Source organism: Gilliamella sp. B2828, from assembly GCF_026537125.1.
Classification (GTDB): domain Bacteria; phylum Pseudomonadota; class Gammaproteobacteria; order Enterobacterales; family Orbaceae; genus Gilliamella.
In genome coordinates this window covers 333,802-350,541 of the sequence record NZ_JAFNMU010000001.1, presented here as the reverse complement: position 1 = coordinate 350,541, position 16,740 = coordinate 333,802, and the positions used below count along the sequence as shown (strand labels likewise).

The following is a 16,740-nucleotide window of genomic DNA, read 5'->3' as shown; positions in this document are numbered from 1 at the left end:
GGCTAACCAATGAAATCAACCTTGTTGATTTTTTGTCAAGAAGTTTCAGGTAGTGCATATGTTTGAGTATAAAAAACATCTTAATTCACTTTACTGAAAATACGTGTATACTCATTTTGTACAACAAGGAATAAAATATGGCTAAAAAACAAGTTACTGAACCAAGTTTTGAAGAGACCCTTAAACAACTTGAAATCATCGTTGCACAATTAGAAAATGGCGATTTACCATTAGACGAAGCATTGAATGAGTTTGAAAAAGGTGTTAAATTAGCTAAATCGGGTCAAAAGCAATTACAACAAGCGGAACAACGCATTCAGATATTATTATCTGAAAATAGTGATGCAGAACTATCTGAATTTTTAACCGATAATAATGAATAATTTAAAACCATTACAAGAGCGGATTAATACGTTCTTAGCGACATATATTACTCAGTTCCCTTCTTCTAAATTGCAACAAGCTATGAGTTATAGCTTGTTAGCCGGCGGTAAGCGAATTCGTCCAATACTGGTCTATTTAACTGGACAAATGTTCAATTGTCCGTTATCAAGATTAGATGAGGCTGCTGCTGCAATTGAGATGATACATACTTATTCATTAATTCATGACGATTTACCTGCAATGGATAATGATAACCTTCGACGCGGAAAACCTACATGTCATATTCAATATGGACATGCTGAAGCGATACTTGCTGGTGATGCATTACAATCATTAGCTTTTAGCTTATTATCTGAAAGCCAATATCTGAATAATCAAGTTAAAATTGATATGATTGCTGAACTTGCTAATGCTAGTGGGTTAACGGGTATGTGCTTAGGACAGTCTCTTGATTTGCAAGCAGAGCACCAAACTATTACCTTGGAACATTTACAAAAGATCCACAACTACAAAACTGGGGTATTAATTAAAACAGCGGTTCGATTAGGTGCGTTTGCCAGTGGCGAGATAAGCAAACCATATTATCCCTTGCTTGATAGTTATGCTCAAGCAATTGGACTTGCCTTCCAAATACAGGATGATATTTTAGATGTTATTGGTGAACAAGCTATTATGGGCAAACCTAAAGGCTCCGATATTATCCATGAAAAAAGTACTTACCCTGCTTTATTAGGTCTACAAGCAGCTATAGACATGACAAAACAGTTATACGATCAGGCTATCGATAGTCTCAATCAAATACCTTATAATAGCCAACAACTACAAGATCTTGCTAGTTTTATTATAAATCGAAATAGTTAACATAATGGCTTAATGATAAAAATGAATTTGGATAATTATCCCTTATTAAAAAAAATTAATTTCCCAGAGGATTTGCGGTGTTATCCTCAATCTCAACTGCCTGAAATTTGTCGTGAACTAAGGCAATTTTTGTTAAATTGTGTGAGTAAATCCAGTGGACATTTAGCATCAGGACTGGGGGTGGTTGAATTAACAGTAGCACTGCATTATGTTTACCACACTCCTTTTGACAAAATTATTTGGGATGTTGGCCATCAAGCTTATCCTCATAAAATTTTAACTGGTCGGCGTGATCAAATGCTCACAATACGGCAAAAAGGTGGACTTCATCCATTTCCACACCGTAATGAAAGCGAATATGATGTTTTAACAACAGGTCATTCTTCGACTTCTATCAGTGCCGCATTAGGTATTGCTATTAGTGAGCAAAAAAAACAATCTGGGCAGAAGGTAGTGGCAATTATTGGTGATGGTGCCCTTACCGCTGGTATGGCTTTTGAAGCAATGAATCATGCTGGGCATATTAAACCCAACATGTTAGTTATTGTTAACGATAATGATATGTCAATTTCAGAAAATACTGGTGCACTTAATCAACATTTAGCTCAAATACTATCAAGTAAAACCTACACCGCTTTCCGTGAAAGCGGCAAACGAGTGCTTGCTAATATTCCACCATTGAAAGAACTATTAAAAAAAACCGAGGAACATTTAAAAGGCTTAATGACGCCGGCAATTTTATTTGAAGAACTTGGCTTTAATTATATTGGTCCTGTTGATGGACATGATGTTGAAAGTTTGGTAACCACTTTACAAAAAGTTCGGCAATTAAAAGGCCCACAATTGCTTCATGTTATTACTCAAAAAGGTAAAGGTTATGCACCAGCAGAACAAAATCCAACTTTGTGGCACGGTGTACCGAAATTTAATCCTAATGATGGAATATTGCCAGCAGCTAACCAAATTACACCAACCTATTCACAAGTTTTTGGTGATTGGTTATGTGAAATGGCACGCCATGATAAACAACTAATGGCTATCACTCCAGCAATGAGCGAAGGTTCAGGTATGACTAAGTTTGCCAATCTTTATCCTGATCAGTTTTTTGATGTGGCCATCGCTGAGCAACATGCAGTGACGCTTGCTGCTGGTTTTGCTATTAGTGGTTTAAAACCGGTCGTTGCAATTTATTCAACTTTTTTACAACGTGCTTATGATCAAGTTATTCATGATGTTGCCATTCAGAACTTACCAATTTTATTTGCTATAGACAGAGCCGGTATTGTTGGTGCTGATGGTGAAACCCACCAAGGGTCATTTGATCTAAGCTTCATGCGTTGCATACCTAATTTTGTCATAATGACGCCAAGTGATGAAAATGAGTGCCGACAAATGCTTTATACAGGTTATTTGCATAATGGTCCTGTAGCTGTGCGATATCCTCGCGGTGAAGGTAAAGGTGTGCAATTAGAGCCACTAGCAACCATACCAATTGGAAAATCAAAATTATGCATCGAAGGTGAAAATATAGCTTTACTCAATTTTGGCACATTACTACCTGAAGTTTTACAGGCTGGTAAAAAAATTAATGCTACAGTCATAGATATGCGTTTTGTTAAACCATTAGATGAAAAAGTCCTTTTGCACATTAGCCAAACTCATAATATACTTGTCACTGTAGAAGAAAATAGCATTAAAGGCGGTGCAGGAAGTGGCGTCTGTGAATTTTTATTATCTAAAAAAATAAAATGTGATATTTTAAATATTGGATTACCAGATAAGTTTATTCCTCAAGGATCTCAAAATGAGATAAGAAAAGAGATGGGATTAAACGGTGAACACATTATAGAAAAAATTAATGAATTTATAAATCAATAGGTTAAATATGGAAACTCAAGCTGTCACTATTCAAATTTTTGGACGTACATTAAAATTCAATTGTCCGGTTGATGAAGTTGACGCACTAACCAATGCTGCAAAAGATTTGGATGAGCGATTATCTCATTTGCGTGAAAAATCTCCACAAATAGGTAGTGAACAACTAATCATGACCGCAGCGCTTAATATTTCTTATGAATTAACAAAGGAAAAAGAAAAAAGTAACGAATTTAGCCATAGACTAAAAATGCTGCAACAATTGCTTGATTCTGCTTTGAATACCAACAATTAATGTTTTTATTTGTAAATTTGATAAAAACCTCCTTGTATCATTTGTTAAATTCTGTAATATTATATGCATCTCTGGGATGTTCGCGATGTGGGTTAGTCCCCTGAGCCGATATTCTTTATATTAGAACGATGTGACTTTTGATTGGTGTGTATGCCTTACTCGTAAGGAAACCTAAAAATCGAAACATGTTGTTCACCTTGAACCTTGGGTTCAAGGGTTACGACCCTAAACGACATCTTGGAGTGTTTTTATCTTGTTTTATTCTCACAGTGATAACTGATGAATATTAGACAGACTATACGCCAAAAAAGACGTCAACTCTCTCCAATTGAACGCGTTAATGCGCAGCATGCTATTTATCAACAAATCCTCCAACACCAAGATATAAAATTAGCCCAAAATATAGCTATATTCCTATCAGTTGATGGTGAAGTCGATACTAAATCAATTATAGAATATTTATGGCAACAAAATAAATCTGTCTATTTACCCGTTATACATCCATTTGTTTCTACGCATTTACTTTTTTTAAAATATACCCCACAAACCTCTTTAATTAAAAATAAATTCAATATACTGCAACCAACTCTAAATGTTCTTAATGTATTACCTCATCATAAATTAGATATCATTTTTACGCCACTGGTTGCTTTTGATGAAAGAGGATATCGTATAGGTATGGGCGGAGGATTTTATGACCGCATGTTAGCGAATTATCAAAGCCAGAAAATTTTGCCTATCGGCCTAGCTTTTGCCTGCCAAAAAGTACCACATATTGATAACCAACCATGGGATATCAAGCTTCCCGAAATCATCTACGCTTAATCTTATCGAAAAGTAATATTGCCAATAATTTAGCAAAACAGAGCATTATTATGCCTAGTTTTCTGATATAATTATCAGCATGAACCAATTGCATTACTATTAGCTGTAAAACTGAGAGAATGAATTTGTGACACCATTATCGACAATTTGAAGCTAGTTTTTTAACTTGGTTTGTTGGTTTAATTCGTTATCTCACTATGCATATTTTTTTATTTCTGCGCTTTTAACACGCATTACCGTTCCAGTTTTTTGTTTTAGTAACGTTATATTCAGATCTCAATTAGGTAAGTAATTAGTTTACTTAAAACGTTTATATAATAAAAAAGGAGTATTGCAATGTCAGAAAAAAAAGTCTTAACCACCAATAATGGGGCACCTATCGCCGATAATCAAAACTCACGCACGGCAGGTCCACGTGGTCCTGTTTTGATTGATGATTTTCAACTCATCGAAAAACTTGCTCAATTTAACCGCGAGAACATTCCGGAGCGCCGTGTACATGCTAAAGGCTCAGGCGCACATGGAACTTTTACGGTCACCAAAGATATTACCCAATATTCATATGCCAGTATTTTCGCCAATGTTGGCAAACAAACTCCAGTATTTGCTCGATTTTCAACTGTGGGAGGGGAAAGAGGCTCATCTGATACGGCTCGAGATCCGCGTGGATTTTCGATAAAATTCTACACCGATCAAGGTAACTGGGATATTGTCGGCAATAATACACCTGTGTTTTTTATTCGTGATGCACTCAAATTTCCGGATTTTATTCATACCCAAAAACGCGATCCGAAAACCAACTTAAAAGATCCACAAATGATGTGGGACTTTTGGTCTTTATCACCGGAATCATTGCATCAAGTCACTATTTTATTTTCTGACCGTGGAATTCCAGATGGTTATCGTCATATGCATGGTTTTGGTAGCCATACTTATAGTCTTATCAATAAAGATGGTATACGAACTTGGGTTAAATGGCATTTTAGAACTGAACAAGGCATTAAAAATATTCATCCAAAAGTTGCTGCTGAAATGGATGGTACTCATCCCGATTCAGCACAAGAAGATTTATTTAAGGCAATTGAACGAGGTGATTATCCAAAATGGCGACTTTATATGCAAGTAATGACCGAAGAACAGGCCAATAATCATCCCGAGAATCCATTTGATGTCACTAAAGTTTGGTCACAAAAACAGTATCCCTTAATGGAAGTAGGTGTGATGGAACTTAACCGTAATCCAGAAAACTATTTTGCCGAAGTTGAACAAGCGGCATTTGAGCCAAGTAATATCGTACCGGGTGTTGGTTTATCACCAGATAAGATGTTACAAGGACGAGTTTTTGCTTACGCCGATGCGCACCGCTATCGTATAGGTACCAATTATCAGCAGTTACCAATTAATGCGCCAAAATGTCCAGTTCACAATTATCAACGTGACGGTTCAATGCGTTTTTACAGTGTAGATAATGCACCTAATTATGAACCTAACAGCATCGATAGTGCACCAAAACAACAACCACAATATGCCGAACCACCAATGCATGTACCATCAACGGATGCTATGGATAGGTATGATCATAGGGTCGATAATGATTACTATTCACAACCGAGAGCTTTGTTCAATTTAATGCATCCCGATCAAAAACAGTTGCTTATTGACAATATTGTCGGCTCAATGAAAAGTGTTGATCGCGATATTCAAATTAGACAACTTCAACACTTCTATAAAGTTCATCCTGATTATGGTTCAGGTATTGCTAAAGGATTAGGTATTGATGTTGATTTAATCAAAAGTTAATGCATCAAATAATAATACCAGCTAAATTTAGCCGGTATTATTTTATTAGGTAATATGAGTCAATTTAACTCCGCTGATTAATAGTCAATATAACTGATTGTTATGGCGAAGACGACATGAGTGAAAATATTTATTTTAATGATAATTAAACAACCAATACCTTTGGTATTTTCCTTTTTAAAGAAGTGACAAATCCAAATAGTATTGGTAAATACAAGAAAGGTAATTTATTTCAATTAAGGAAAATAAAATAGCGCTGCAAAGGTTTGTAGAATTTATTAATTCTGATGATGTACAATTATCCTAAGAAGTAATATCTGAAGATGAAATATTTTATGCCCAACAAGCTCAGATACATTAAAAGAATCCACAGACTACGTATAAATTCTCAATATAATGCGAACAACATTCATTGATATTCAGTGGAAATTAGAGCAAGTTGTTGCAGAACAAATTAGCGTTTTGTTTATGGTTTAAAATAGTTGGACAGGGAGACAAAGCAATTGACAGCAACAAATCAAATTGACGTGTATCCTTAAAAAAGTGAAATATATATCCCTAATAATGCATTATGAACTTACTGTTTTTGTGCTTGTGTGGCATTGATGATAAAACCTTTATTACGACTATTGAAATTACGGGTATACATCTTTTTTGTAAAAAAGCATCAATTTTATTGCGTACTGTTCGTACACTAATTTGGAAATTTATCGATAGCATTTCGACCGTTAAAGAATAGTCAATTGAAATAAATTTGCTACCTAGTTGGTATTTTTGCAAATACAAATTGCAAAATTTATAGAGTGGGAATTTTTAAACAAAGGGAATAAAAGAAGCAAAAAATGAATCCTATCTAAAGGATTCATTTAATTATTTTTATAAAAATACCATTAACTATGTTTGTTTCGTTTTTGGATAGCAGTTATTAATGGACGATGACATTTGTAGATCATATCTGACGGAATCATAATCAGTTCAGCAATAGGTACTGCCCAGTTTGGGATTTCGGTGTTATCAAAATTTTTTTCATCAATAGATACATCCACGGCATAACGTTCAGTTTTAGCAAATAATTGTTGTTTTTTTGCAATATCATTGTCATCTGCATCACAAAGCATTCGACAATTATCCAATACTGTTTGGGCAAAAACTTCTGGCCAATTTTCGGGTACATTTTTTAACGTAACTAATTCAGAAAGGTACCGAAGCATGTCACGAAATAATAACAAATAGACCATTTGTAAATTGCGACCTGATAAATTGGCGAGTTGTTCATCGGTTAATTGATCATTTATAACACTTGGCCCCCATTTAAAAAACAAGGTATCCTTATACAAATTGATAATCGGTCTGATGGCTTTGTATTGTGTTCTTACTACATTATCAATTTCGCGTGAAATTTGGATAGTAGGATAACCAACATTATTACGACCATGAAGATCTCGCCCTGAAAGCGCAGAAATTTCTTTTTTGATTGGTAATAGTTTTTTAAGCAATCCTAGCATATTACTCCTACTTACTATTTGTTCTTCTGGCGCACAATTTCAAATAAACAAACACCTGTCGCGACCGATACATTAAGCGAAGAGACAATACCTGACATTGGAATACTCACTAATTCGTCACAATGTTCTTTTGTTAAACGACGCATTCCCTCACCTTCTGCCCCCATAACCAAAGCTAATGACGTCGGGGTCGATGATTGATAAAATTCAGTTTGATAAAGTGTTCTATCAGCTTCACCAGCGGTACCAACAATCCAAACTTGGTATTCATCTTGTAGCATCCGCATGGTGCGGGCTAAATTTGTTACTCTCACAACTGGAATGCTTTCTGCTGCACCACAGGCTACTTTTTGAGCAGTAGAATTAAGAGGTGCTGAGCGATCTTTTGGAACGATAATAAAACTTACACCTGCTGCGTCGGCAGTACGAATACATGCCCCTAAATTATGAGGATCAGTCACGCCATCCAAAATTAAGATAACAGGATTGGATTGCTGCTCCATCAGTAGTGGAATGTCATTTTCTTGATAACCACGATTTGGTTTAACCATAGCTAAAATGCCTTGGTGAACACCATTTTTGGTTTTTTCATCCAACCACTGACGATTCGCTATTTTAACTGGCAATCCCAGTTGTTCTAATTGATGAACAAGGGCAATTAGACGTTTATCTTCACGCCCTTTAATAATAAATACCTCAATAATTCTTTCCGGTGAGCGCGCTAATAATGCTTCAATAGCGTGCATACCATAAACTGTTTCACTCATTTATTTGCTACTCTTTGTCTTTTTATTCGTAATTTTTTTACTGGTCGATTTTAATGTACTGTTTTTCTTTGTTCTCTTTTTATTTTTGGTTTTAGCTTTAGTTTTTACTATCGCTTTTGGTTTCCCGTTGCTTTTTGTTTTATTTTCAGCTTTAGTGCTAGCATTATCGCTTCTTTTTTTACTGGATGATTTTTTAGCTTTTCGTTTAATTGGTAAATCTGCACTTAAATCAATTTTATCCTGTTTAGTTTTATCTTTAGCTGTTTTACCTTGACGTTTCGGCTTATTATTACTGCCTACTAACGAAAAATCAATTTTACGTTCTTCAGGGTTCACATTATCGACTTTAACCTGTACTTTATCACCCAAACGATATATGAAACGAGTATTTTCGCCAATTAAGCGATTGCGTGAGCCATCAAAATTATAATAATCATTTTCAAGTGAAGAGACATGAACCAAACCGTCAATAAACAAATCATCCAAACGAACAAAGAATCCAAAATTAACGACGCTTGAAATTGTTCCATTAAACACTTCTCCAACATGATCTTGCATGTAATCACATTTGAGCCAGTCCACTACATCACGCACGGCTTCATCAGCTCGTCGTTCAGTCATTGAACAGTGTTCACCAAAGTAAAGCATTTCACTAGTATTATAACGATAACCACCAGTTTTACTGGTTTTATGATTTTGGTCAGCCAAGATCCATTTAATAGCTCGATGTAACAGTAAATCGGGATAACGACGAATAGGCGAAGTAAAGTGTGCATACTCTTCCAGCGCCAAACCAAAGTGGCCTCGATTTTCTGGATCATAAATAGCTTGTTTCATTGATCGTAAAATAACAGTTTGTAGCATTTCATGATCTGAACGCTTTTCAACAGCAACCATTAACTCTGCAATATCTTTTGGTTTAGGATTTGGACCACCACCAAGGAACAACCCTAGTTCACTTAAAATACTGCGCAGATTATTCATGCGCTCTTCATCAGGTTTATCATGTACTCGGAATAAAGACGGAACATCCGCTTTAATGACGAATTTTGCAGCAGCTACATTCGCTAAAATCATACACTCTTCAATAATTTTATGAGCGACATTACGTTGAGTCAGTTCAATGCTTTCAATACGTTTATCAGCATTAAAAATGAATTTTGGCTCTTCGGACTCAAAACCTATCGCACCGCGTGCAATACGAGCTTTATCTAGTACATTATAAAGACCTTGCAAGTTTTTAAGGTGTGGCACTAAATCACGATAATGTTCAAGCAATTCTTTATCACCATCTAAAATTTTGGCTACTTTGCTATAAGTCAATCTTGCATGAGAATTCATCACGGCTTCGTAAAACTCAAAACCAGTTAGACGACCTTTATTTGACACCGTCATTTCGCACACCAAACATAAGCGATCAACTTGCGGATTTAATGAACAAAGCCCATTAGATAACACTTCTGGCAACATAGGAATCACACGAGAGGGGAAATAGACTGATGTACCGCGTAAGCATGCTTCTGTATCTAAAGCCTTACCTGGTCGGACGTAATAACTCACATCCGCAATAGCAACCCATAAACGATAGCCTCCACCACGATTTTTTTGGCAATAAACAGCATCATCAAAATCACGGGCGTCTTCGCCATCAATGGTAACTAAAGGTAATTCGCGCAAATCCTTACGGCCTTTTTTGGCGTTTTCTGGAACTTGCTCAGTAAATTTGCTGGTCTCTATTATCACTGTTTTAGGTAATTCATAAGGAATTTCGTGATTACGAAGCGCAATATCAATAGCAAGGTTGGTTCCCATAATTTCACCAAGCACTTCTTTAATGGTCCCTACCGCTTTCTGACGACGCTCAGGACGTTGCTGTAATTCAACAACCACTACTGATCCCATACGCACAGTACGATGCGCTTTACCAACAATTAATATATCAAAATTCAACCGACTGTCATCCGGCACGACAAAGCCAACACCTTGTTCAATAAAATATCGTCCAACGATAAAATTACTGCGAGGTTCTAAAATTCGCACTACACGTGCTTCAATTTTACCACGATGTTGCGTCCCCATTGGTTGAGCTAAGATCACATCACCTTGTAACACTTTTTTCATCTGTTCGGGTGATAAAAAATAATCTTCTGGAGTACCTTCTACTCGCAAAAAACCGAAGCCATCACGGTGTGCAATTACACTCCCTTTAACCATATCGAACTTTTCAGGTAAGGCATAACATTTGCGACGGGTAAATACAACTTGTCCGTCACGTTCCATCGCTCGAAGACGACGATGTAAAGCTACTTTTTGCTCATCGTCTTTTATTGAAACAGCTTGGGCAATCTTTTCTAAATTTGCAGGTTTCGCTTCTTGTTTAAGATAATCTAAAATAAGTTCACGACTGGCAATTGGAGAATCATACTTTTCTGATTCTCTATCAAAGAAAGGATCTTTTATCATAAATAACATCCTGTGATCTAATATTATTGCTAGCATAACACAGAGTGATATAACTTAAAATGAACATTCAATTTATCAACAACAATCAGGGAAATCTTAATTTATTTTTAATTTTTATTAATGAATTATTAATATTGGTAAACACAAAAAGCGGATGTTAAGATTTAGTCAATTCTACACCAACAGCAATCGAGCATTTATAGGATAATTTACGTTTATCAATCAAATGATACCAATATGCTATATATCGACTTAATATTGATATAAAATATAATGTTAAATAGCTATAACTTAGCTAGGAATGTCAAAAATCAAGCAATACGGATAAACATGAAAAAAACAATTGTTTGTATTTTAGAAATGATTCTTTGGACTTTTGTAATATTACCTGGTGGGTTAGTTGCGGGTCTTGTAAACTATTCAGCAGAAAGCTGGCTTGATATGTTCACTTTTGAGCAATTAAGGTTTGCTTTTTTTAGCCTTATTTTATCAGTTATCACTGTATTTATATTATTTTTTTGGAATAAACAGCTCGATAATTGGTCTAAATATTTATTTATCTCTATCTTTTTATGCATTTTAGCTTCGTATTTACCTATTTTTTCACCTCCTGTTGCCTATTTTATTAGAGCCTATGGTATTTATAATATCATTGTTTTAGGAGCAACTTTAGCCGTTCTGTCTCTGTTTAGTTATTAAAAAAGTTGGTATTTTCATTAACTTTCAAATTTCTCATCAAGGTTATTGTTAATGCTAAGGCGTTATCGAACGCCTTGACCCATTAAATTTAGATGATATTACTGTCTATGATCGAGTTTTTCACGTTCAATAGCTCGATAACCAATATCATGACGATAAAAGCAACCGTGCCAACGTATATTATTCACTTGCTGATAGGCACGTTGTTGAGCATCTAATACTGTATTTCCTAAAGCGGTAACACATAATACGCGTCCTCCATTAGTAAATACTTGCCCTTTTTCAAAACTGGTACCGGCATGAAATACTTTACAATCTAAGGAGGATTCGGTTGGTAATCCAATGATTTCATCTTGCGTATTATAGTCGCCTGGGTAACCGCCTGCGGCCATTACAATACCGAGTGCAGGTCTAGGATCCCATTTTGATTTTACGGTATCTAATTTACCATCAACGGCAGCTAAACATAATTTGATTAAATCTGATTGCAAACGCATCATGATCGGTTGGGTTTCTGGATCACCAAAGCGACAGTTAAATTCTATAACCTTGGGATTTCCCTCTTTATCAATCATCAAACCAGCATATAAAAATCCAACATACACATTACCTTCTTGTGCCATACCATTGACGGTTGGATAAATGATTTGATTCATGATGTTAGCAAAAACCTCATCGGTCACAACCGGTGCTGGGGAATATGCTCCCATACCACCAGTATTAAGGCCAGTATCACCATCACCAACGCGTTTATGATCTTGACTAGTTGCCATTGGTTCGACATGTTTGCCATCAACCATAACAATGAAGCTGGCTTCTTCACCTTCTAAAAACTCCTCAATAACCACACGATGCCCAGCATCACCGAAAGCATTACCAGCCAACATATCTTTTACAGCAGCTTCAGCTTCTTCAAGTGTCATCGCCACAATAACACCTTTACCCGCAGCTAAACCATCCGCTTTAATCACAATTGGTGCGCCTTTCTCATGTATATAAGCAAGAGCTGGTTCGACTTCAGTAAAATTCTGATATTCAGCGGTAGGGATGTTATGTCGTGCTAAAAAATCTTTTGTAAAGGCTTTCGAACCTTCAAGTTGTGATGCCGATTTTGTTGGACCAAAGATTTTTAATCCCGCCTTTTGAAAACTGTCAACAACGCCAATAACTAAAGGTGCTTCAGGACCAACAATGGTAAGATCAATTTGTTCTTGCTGAGCAAAATTTAATAATCCACTAACGTCCGTGGCTTTAATATTAATATTTTCCAGACCTGATTCAAGTGCAGTCCCTGCATTTCCAGGAGCGACAAAGACTTTAGATACTAATGGAGACTGTGCTATTTTCCAAGCTAACGCATGTTCACGCCCACCATTACCAATCACTAATACTTTCATAAAAGATCCTTTATATGCTTCTTCCTTAAGAAGATAACCAATGTAATTTTAATAAAGATAAAACAAACTTAAAAAATGCATTAATGCCTAAAATGACGCATGTTGGTAAAAATCATCGCAATATCATGTTCATTCGCAGCTTGGATAACCTCTTCATCACGAATCGATCCTCCTGGTTGAATTACGCAAGTTACCCCCGCAGCCGCAGCTGCATCAACACCATCACGGAATGGAAAAAATGCATCAGAAGCAACGACAGAACCAGCAACTTCCAGATTTTCATCTTGTGCTTTCATTCCTGCAATTTTAGCGGAGTACACACGACTCATTTGCCCTGCACCAATACCAATGGTCATTTTATTTTTTGCATAAACAATCGCGTTCGATTTTACAAATTTAGCCACTTTCCAACAAAATAGTGAATCTGAAAGCTCTTGCTCAGTTGGCTGTCGCTTGGTGACTACTGTTAGTTGTTCGGGTGAAATCATATCCATATCACGCGATTGCACTAACAAACCTCCAGTAACGCGCTTGAAGTCCAAGCTGGCTAATGACGACGTTGACCATTTACCACATTCAAGCACACGCACATTTTTTTTAGTTTGTGTAACAGCCAACGCATCAGTACTGATTGACGGTGCAATAATCACTTCAACAAATTGTTTATCAATGATTGTCTGAGCAGTCTTAGCATCCAACTGTCGATTAAAAGCAATAATTCCACCAAAGGCAGAAGTTGGATCGGTTTTAAAGGCATTAAGATAGGCATTTAAAATATTATTACTTACAGCAACACCGCATGGGTTAGCGTGTTTAACAATTACGCAAGCTGGTTCATCAAAGGATTTCACACATTCTAGCGCTGCATCCGTATCAGCAATATTATTGTAAGATAATTCTTTGCCTTGTAGCTGTTTAGCTGTAGCAATAGAAGCTTGTTCAAAATTTTCTTCAATATAAAAAGCTGCCTGTTGATGAGCATTCTCACCATATCGCAAATCTTGTTTTTTAACAAATTGAAGATTTAAGGTTCGTGGAAACTTTCCTGCTGGCTTTTCGATTTCACCATAATATGGGGGAACCAATTTGCCAAAATAGTTGGCAATCATACCATCATATTTAGCAGTATATTCAAATGCTTTTATTGCTAAGTTATATCGATATTTAAAAGATAAACAATTTTGTTGTTCATCCAACATATCAATGATTGTACTATAGTCCCGACAATCTACTACAATAGCGACATCTTTGTTGTTTTTTGCAGCGGAGCGTACCATCGTTGGTCCACCAATATCAATATTTTCTATCGCTTCTTCTAAAGTACAATTAGCGTTGGCAACTGTTTTTTCAAAAGGATATAAATTTACAACGACCATATCTATAGCGTCGATATGATGTTGCTGCATGACTTGATCATCTATTCCTCGACGCCCCAAAATGCCGCCATGTATTTTGGGATGTAAAGTTTTGACGCGTCCATCCATCATTTCTGGAAAACCCGTATAATCGGACACTTCAATGACTGGAATATGGTGGTCGATTAATAATTTGGCGGTGCCACCAGTAGAAAGGAGTTCAATATTTCTTTTTGATAATGCTTTGGCGAATTCAATAATACCCGTTTTATCAGAAACACTAAGTAAAGCACGGCGAATAGGACGAAACTGCTGCATGAAAAACTCCGAAATTTATATTCTAAATCCAAGTCTGTAAGTGGATATTATATATAAAATCAGAAACGATGTTTAGTATTAACTCCTTAAAAAAAATCGAAACATTTGAATTATATTATTTTCATAGGCAAGAATTATAAAAATAACCTGTCTTATTTATGATTACCTTATTATTAACCTGCAAAATTTACATAATGAAATGTATCTACGAATGATCCATTTAGTGGGGAAAATGCTAATTACAAAGAATATATTGCTGTTATCTAGGAAAAATTGCCTCTATGACTATAATCACTTGTACTTTTAATATTGGCAGAAATCCGATAAGTACGATTAAATAAGCTTAATTATCGTAAACATGGTAATCATACTATTATAAACAAATTAACGATATAATAAAAAATATCCTTCAAACTATGGCTGAATTTTTAGTTAAGTTTTACTATTAAGAATGGAGATTAACCCATTAAATTAGGTTTTCGAATAGAGAGATTAAGTTTATTGATTAAAATTTTTTAGAAATAAATATTAAAAAACACAACGTTTAAGAATAGCTATTAATAAAAAATCAGGCAAAATATTTACCTGATTTTTTTACTAAATTTCAATTAATCATCACTATATCCTAAGCTACGTAACGCGCGCTCATCATCGGCCCAGCCGGCTTTAACTTTGACCCAAAGTTCCAAATGTACTTTGTTATCAAAAAATGACTGCATATCCTTACGGGCTTCTATACCGATTTTTTTTATTTTTTCACCTTTGTTGCCGATAACCATTTTCTTCTGACCATCTCTTTCAACTAATATTAACCCGTTAATACGATACATTCCATTGCGTTCATCAACTTTAAATTGCTCAATTTCAACAGTCACAGAGTATGGTAATTCATCACCTAAAAAACGCATTAACTTTTCACGAATGATTTCGGACGCCATAAAACGTTGAGATCGATCGGTAATATACTCTTCAGGAAAATGATGTTCGCCTTCTGGCAAATGTTCTTTAACAATTTTTCTTATAATGTCAATGCCATCACCTTTTTCAGCGCTAATTGGCACTACATCAACAAAATTAACTTTTTGGCTAATTTCTTGAATATGTGGTAATAGTTGAGTTTTATCGATAACGTTGTCAATTTTATTGATAACCAACAATACTGGGCATTTGCAATCTTTAAGTTTGTTGGCAACCATTTCATCGTCATCATTCCAATGGGTTCCTTCAACAACAAAGATAACTAATTCGACATCACCAATTGAACTGCTTGCAGCACGATTCATTAAGCGATTAATAGCTCTTTTTTCTTCAATATGTAAGCCCGGAGTATCAATATAAATAACTTGATCATTATCTTGAGTATCAATACCAACAATACGGTGACGCGTAGTTTGCGCTTTACGCGATGTTATAGAAACTTTCTGGCCTAGTAGTTGATTTAATAATGTTGATTTACCCACATTTGGTCGACCTACTATGGCGACAAATCCACAATGTTGTGTTGCTTTTGTCATTTTATACCTAATTGATTAAGTGCTTCTTGAGCAGCAGCTTGCTCGGCTTTGCGACGGCTTAGACCTCGCCCTAAATATTCACGACTATCATTCTCAAGTTTACATTGAATTAAGAATTCTTGCTCATGATTATCACCCGTTACTTCGAGAATTAAATAACATGGGCGCTCACAATGAATGCCTTGTAAATATTCTTGTAAACGTGTTTTGGCATCTTTTTGTTTAATACCTGGTTGAATCTGATTCAATCGAGTTTGATACCAAGTCAAAATTAAGCGTCGTACAGTTTCGATATTGCTATCTAAATAAATGGCACCAATAATGGCTTCAACCGCATCGGAAATGATCGAGTCGCGACGAAACCCGCCACTTTTTAATTCACCTTGACCAAGGATAAGATAATCACCTAATTTAAATTCTTTACCCATTTCAGCCAGTGTTTGCCCACAAACAAGTGTTGCGCGCATTTGACTCAAATCGCCTTCATCTTGTTTGACAAAACGTTCATACAGTTCATTAGCAATCACAAAACTTAAAATTGAATCACCTAAAAACTCTAAACGTTCATTATGCAATTTGTTAGCACTTCGATGAGTCAGTGCTAATTCTAATAAGGATAAATTATTAAATTGGTAACCAACTGATTGTTGTATTTGACTAAATTTTTTCATTATCATTACAA

Annotated in this window: 15 protein-coding genes and 1 other RNA gene; 9 read left to right on the top strand and 7 right to left on the bottom strand. The window is 35.7% G+C overall.

Translation table 11 applies throughout. The features are described 5' to 3' along the window. Positions 1–137: 137 nt before the first annotated feature. The 8 genes from xseB to J3U19_RS01520 all read left to right on the top strand — a co-directional run bounded on the left by xseB (position 138) and on the right by J3U19_RS01520 (position 6,779). Positions 138–383: an exodeoxyribonuclease VII small subunit gene (gene xseB, locus J3U19_RS01555; RefSeq protein ID WP_267339398.1), complete on the top strand. Its 246-nt coding sequence runs from the start codon at positions 138–140 to the stop codon at positions 381–383. Continuing rightward, a complete protein-coding gene (gene ispA, locus J3U19_RS01550; protein ID WP_267339399.1) occupies positions 376–1,245 on the top strand; it encodes a (2E,6E)-farnesyl diphosphate synthase in 870 nt (289 codons plus the stop codon). Before xseB ends, ispA begins: the two co-directional genes overlap by 8 nt. 15 nt (positions 1,246–1,260) lie before the next feature. Next, complete coding sequence (gene dxs / locus J3U19_RS01545) at positions 1,261–3,123, top strand: 1-deoxy-D-xylulose-5-phosphate synthase (RefSeq protein ID WP_416380332.1); 1,863 nt, start codon at positions 1,261–1,263, stop codon at positions 3,121–3,123. A gap of 7 nt (positions 3,124–3,130) precedes the next feature. Continuing rightward, positions 3,131–3,415, top strand: a complete 285-nt coding sequence (zapA, locus tag J3U19_RS01540; protein ID WP_267339401.1) for a cell division protein ZapA — start codon at positions 3,131–3,133, stop codon at positions 3,413–3,415. A gap of 65 nt (positions 3,416–3,480) precedes the next feature. Then, positions 3,481–3,662: non-coding RNA, 6S RNA (gene ssrS / locus J3U19_RS01535), on the top strand. A gap of 32 nt (positions 3,663–3,694) precedes the next feature. Beyond that, positions 3,695–4,240: a 5-formyltetrahydrofolate cyclo-ligase gene (locus J3U19_RS01530; RefSeq protein ID WP_267339402.1), complete on the top strand. Its 546-nt coding sequence runs from the start codon at positions 3,695–3,697 to the stop codon at positions 4,238–4,240. A 336-nt stretch (positions 4,241–4,576) separates the two neighbouring features. After that, positions 4,577–6,040 carry a catalase gene (locus J3U19_RS01525; protein ID WP_267345254.1) on the top strand — a complete coding sequence of 488 codons (1,464 nt, stop codon included), beginning with the start codon at positions 4,577–4,579 and terminating at the stop codon, positions 6,038–6,040. 571 nt (positions 6,041–6,611) lie between these two features. Continuing rightward, the gene (locus J3U19_RS01520; protein ID WP_267345253.1) at positions 6,612–6,779 is read left to right on the top strand and encodes a hypothetical protein; all 168 of its coding nucleotides are present in this window, start codon (positions 6,612–6,614) and stop codon (positions 6,777–6,779) included. 151 nt (positions 6,780–6,930) lie between these two features. Here J3U19_RS01520 and J3U19_RS01515 read toward each other — a convergent pair whose 3' ends face one another. The 3 genes from J3U19_RS01515 to rnr are packed head-to-tail and all read right to left on the bottom strand — an operon-like array spanning position 6,931 to position 10,775. Then, positions 6,931–7,545, bottom strand: coding sequence for a hypothetical protein (locus J3U19_RS01515; RefSeq protein ID WP_267345252.1), 615 nt, complete (start codon positions 7,543–7,545; stop codon positions 6,931–6,933). Positions 7,546–7,559: 14 nt separating this feature from the next. After that, entirely contained in the window at positions 7,560–8,312 is a 753-nt protein-coding gene (gene rlmB, locus J3U19_RS01510) for a 23S rRNA (guanosine(2251)-2'-O)-methyltransferase RlmB (RefSeq protein WP_267339406.1), read from the bottom strand. Further along, on the bottom strand, positions 8,313–10,775 hold the full coding sequence (gene rnr / locus J3U19_RS01505) for a ribonuclease R (protein WP_267345251.1): 2,463 nt from the start codon (positions 10,773–10,775) through the stop codon (positions 8,313–8,315). It lies immediately after the preceding gene. A 330-nt stretch (positions 10,776–11,105) separates the two neighbouring features. On the opposite strand from rnr, the gene J3U19_RS01500 reads away from it, so the two are divergent. Then, entirely contained in the window at positions 11,106–11,474 is a 369-nt protein-coding gene (locus J3U19_RS01500; RefSeq protein WP_267345250.1) for a hypothetical protein, read from the top strand. Between the two features lie 98 nt (positions 11,475–11,572). Here the strand turns inward: J3U19_RS01500 and purD are convergent, their stop codons facing one another. The 4 genes from purD to rnc all read right to left on the bottom strand — a co-directional run bounded on the left by purD (position 11,573) and on the right by rnc (position 16,732). Continuing rightward, positions 11,573–12,871, bottom strand: coding sequence for a phosphoribosylamine--glycine ligase (purD, locus tag J3U19_RS01495; RefSeq protein WP_267345249.1), 1,299 nt, complete (start codon positions 12,869–12,871; stop codon positions 11,573–11,575). Between the two features lie 80 nt (positions 12,872–12,951). Further along, complete coding sequence (purH, locus tag J3U19_RS01490) at positions 12,952–14,544, bottom strand: bifunctional phosphoribosylaminoimidazolecarboxamide formyltransferase/IMP cyclohydrolase (RefSeq protein ID WP_267345248.1); 1,593 nt, start codon at positions 14,542–14,544, stop codon at positions 12,952–12,954. 608 nt (positions 14,545–15,152) lie between these two features. Then, entirely contained in the window at positions 15,153–16,058 is a 906-nt protein-coding gene (gene era, locus J3U19_RS01485) for a GTPase Era (protein WP_267339411.1), read from the bottom strand. Further along, positions 16,055–16,732 (bottom strand): ribonuclease III, encoded by a 678-nt coding sequence (gene rnc / locus J3U19_RS01480; RefSeq protein ID WP_416380331.1) that lies wholly within the window; start codon positions 16,730–16,732, stop codon positions 16,055–16,057. The genes era and rnc overlap by 4 nt, the downstream gene beginning before the upstream one ends. Between the last annotated feature and the right edge of the window lie 8 nt (positions 16,733–16,740).

What these genes read in the sequence shown, in the direction of transcription:
- J3U19_RS01515 (WP_267345252.1), bottom strand. Translation starts at nt 7,545, where the DNA reads ATGCTAGGATTGCTTAAAAAACTATTACCAATCAAAAAAGAAATTTCT.
- rlmB (WP_267339406.1), bottom strand. Translation starts at nt 8,312, where the DNA reads ATGAGTGAAACAGTTTATGGTATGCACGCTATTGAAGCATTATTAGCG.
- J3U19_RS01530 (WP_267339402.1), top strand. Translation starts at nt 3,695, where the DNA reads ATGAATATTAGACAGACTATACGCCAAAAAAGACGTCAACTCTCTCCA.
- ispA (WP_267339399.1), top strand. Translation starts at nt 376, where the DNA reads ATGAATAATTTAAAACCATTACAAGAGCGGATTAATACGTTCTTAGCG.
- xseB (WP_267339398.1), top strand. Translation starts at nt 138, where the DNA reads ATGGCTAAAAAACAAGTTACTGAACCAAGTTTTGAAGAGACCCTTAAA.
- J3U19_RS01520 (WP_267345253.1), top strand. Translation starts at nt 6,612, where the DNA reads ATGAACTTACTGTTTTTGTGCTTGTGTGGCATTGATGATAAAACCTTT.
- J3U19_RS01500 (WP_267345250.1), top strand. Translation starts at nt 11,106, where the DNA reads ATGAAAAAAACAATTGTTTGTATTTTAGAAATGATTCTTTGGACTTTT.
- era (WP_267339411.1), bottom strand. Translation starts at nt 16,058, where the DNA reads ATGACAAAAGCAACACAACATTGTGGATTTGTCGCCATAGTAGGTCGA.
- zapA (WP_267339401.1), top strand. Translation starts at nt 3,131, where the DNA reads ATGGAAACTCAAGCTGTCACTATTCAAATTTTTGGACGTACATTAAAA.
- purD (WP_267345249.1), bottom strand. Translation starts at nt 12,871, where the DNA reads ATGAAAGTATTAGTGATTGGTAATGGTGGGCGTGAACATGCGTTAGCT.
- J3U19_RS01525 (WP_267345254.1), top strand. Translation starts at nt 4,577, where the DNA reads ATGTCAGAAAAAAAAGTCTTAACCACCAATAATGGGGCACCTATCGCC.
- purH (WP_267345248.1), bottom strand. Translation starts at nt 14,544, where the DNA reads ATGCAGCAGTTTCGTCCTATTCGCCGTGCTTTACTTAGTGTTTCTGAT.
- rnr (WP_267345251.1), bottom strand. Translation starts at nt 10,775, where the DNA reads ATGATAAAAGATCCTTTCTTTGATAGAGAATCAGAAAAGTATGATTCT.